Origin of the sequence: Micrococcus sp. MS-ASIII-49, from assembly GCF_000946635.1 — a bacterium.
Lineage (GTDB): Bacteria > Actinomycetota > Actinomycetes > Actinomycetales > Micrococcaceae > Micrococcus > Micrococcus luteus.
This window is the reverse complement of the sequence record NZ_JXSP01000182.1, coordinates 1-1,662: the sequence shown is the minus strand read 5'-3', so window position 1 is coordinate 1,662 and position 1,662 is coordinate 1. Positions and strand designations below refer to the sequence as shown.

Annotated in this window: 2 protein-coding genes; one reads left to right on the top strand and one right to left on the bottom strand. The window is 72.8% G+C overall.

The annotated features are described in order from the left end of the window. Positions 1–43: 43 nt before the first annotated feature. Positions 44–253 (bottom strand): hypothetical protein, encoded by a 210-nt coding sequence (locus SJ20_RS11500; protein ID WP_002858172.1) that lies wholly within the window; start codon positions 251–253, stop codon positions 44–46. A gap of 252 nt (positions 254–505) precedes the next feature. Here SJ20_RS11500 and SJ20_RS11495 point away from each other — a divergent pair. Further along, on the top strand, positions 506–1,662 hold a 1,157-nt coding region (locus SJ20_RS11495; protein ID WP_044660000.1), incomplete at its 3' end, for an ATP-binding protein.

Genomic DNA, 1,662 nt, shown 5'->3' with positions numbered 1-1,662 from the left:
CCGGACCCCCGCGGGGGTCCGGCCCTTCGTCATGCCGGGCGCGTCAGGCGCCGGCGGTGAGGCGGTCCGTCTCGTCCTGCCACAGCGCGGCCTGGGGACGCAGCGCGTCCTCGACGGCGCGGGCGTGGTGGGCGCAGAACTGGAGGGCACCGCCCGAGTGCAGCACGGCGCGGACGTAGGCCTGCGCGCCGCAGCGGTCGCAGCGGTCGGAACGGGTGAGGGCGGCCGGCTCGGCCACGGCGGTGATGGACATGGTGTCCTCCTCGGGTCTCTCGGGGCTGGAGGGCGACGACGCCGGTGGGGCGGGTCGGTCCTCCTCTTGTCCCATGGAACAGCAAGGATGGCAGGGAACTTCCCCGCGCGCCCGCCCCGCACCCGCGTTTCGCCACCCGCGTACGCAAGCAGCCGGGCCGGGCTGCCCAGGGACGTCCGGCCCGAACCCTGGCGTGTCCGGCCCGCGGAGTAGGCTGGACCGGCCGCCGTCGTCCACCGAAAGGCCCGCCCCGTGCCCGCGAACACCGAGTACAACGCCCGCCACCTCTCCGTGCTGGAGGGGCTCGAGGCCGTCCGCAAGCGGCCGGGCATGTACATCGGCTCCACCGATTCCCGCGGCCTCATGCACTGCCTCTGGGAGATCATCGACAACTCGGTGGACGAGGCTCTGGCCGGCTTCGGGCAGTCGATCGAGATCACCCTGCATCCGGACGGCTCCGTCGAGGTCGAGGACAACGGGCGCGGCATCCCCGTGGACGTGGAGCCGCGCACCGGCCTGTCCGGTGTCGAGGTGGTGTTCACCAAGCTCCACGCCGGCGGCAAGTTCGGCGGCGGTTCCTACGCCGCCTCGGGTGGCCTGCACGGCGTGGGCGCGTCGGTGGTCAATGCCCTGTCCTCGCGCCTGGACGTGCAGGTGCTGCGCGGCGGCAAGGTCCACCAGATGTCGTTCCGGCGCGGCGAGCCGGGCCGCTTCCAGGACGGGTCGCGCCCGTCGCCAGACGCCCCGTTCGAGCCGTCCACGGACGCCTCGCCGCTGGACGTCGTCGGGAAGGCCAAGCGCGGGCAGACCGGCACGCGCGTGCGCTACTGGGCGGACGAGCAGATCTTCGTGAAGGACGCGACGTTCTCCGCCGAGGAGCTCCAGGCGCGGGCGCGCCAGACCGCCTACCTGATCCCGGGCCTGCGGATCACAGTCAAGGACCTGCGCCGCCGACCCGGCACGCCCGGCGCCGACGGCCCGGTCGAGGAGGTCTTCCAGTACGACGGCGGCATCTCCGAGTTCGTGGAGCACCTCACGCCCGCCACCCCGGTGACGGACGTGTGGCGGATCCAGGGCTCCGGCACCTTCAAGGAGCGGGTCCCGGTGCTCGGCGAGGACGGGCGCACCTCCATGCAGGATGTGCAGCGCACGTGCGAGGTGGACGTCGCCCTGCGCTGGGACGTCGGCTACGACACCGTGTTCCGGTCCTTCGTGAACATCATCGCCACGCCCAAGGGCGGCACCCATCAGTCCGGGTTCGAGGCGGCACTGCTGAAGGTGTTCCGGGCCCAGGTGGAGGCCAACGCGCGCCGGCTCAAGGCCGGGTCGGACAAGGTGGAGAAGGACGACGTGCTGGCCGGCATGACCGCCGTCCTGACGGTGCGGCTCCCCGAGCCGCAGTTCGAGGG

What these genes read in the sequence shown, in the direction of transcription:
- SJ20_RS11500 (WP_002858172.1), bottom strand. Translation starts at nt 253, where the DNA reads ATGTCCATCACCGCCGTGGCCGAGCCGGCCGCCCTCACCCGTTCCGAC.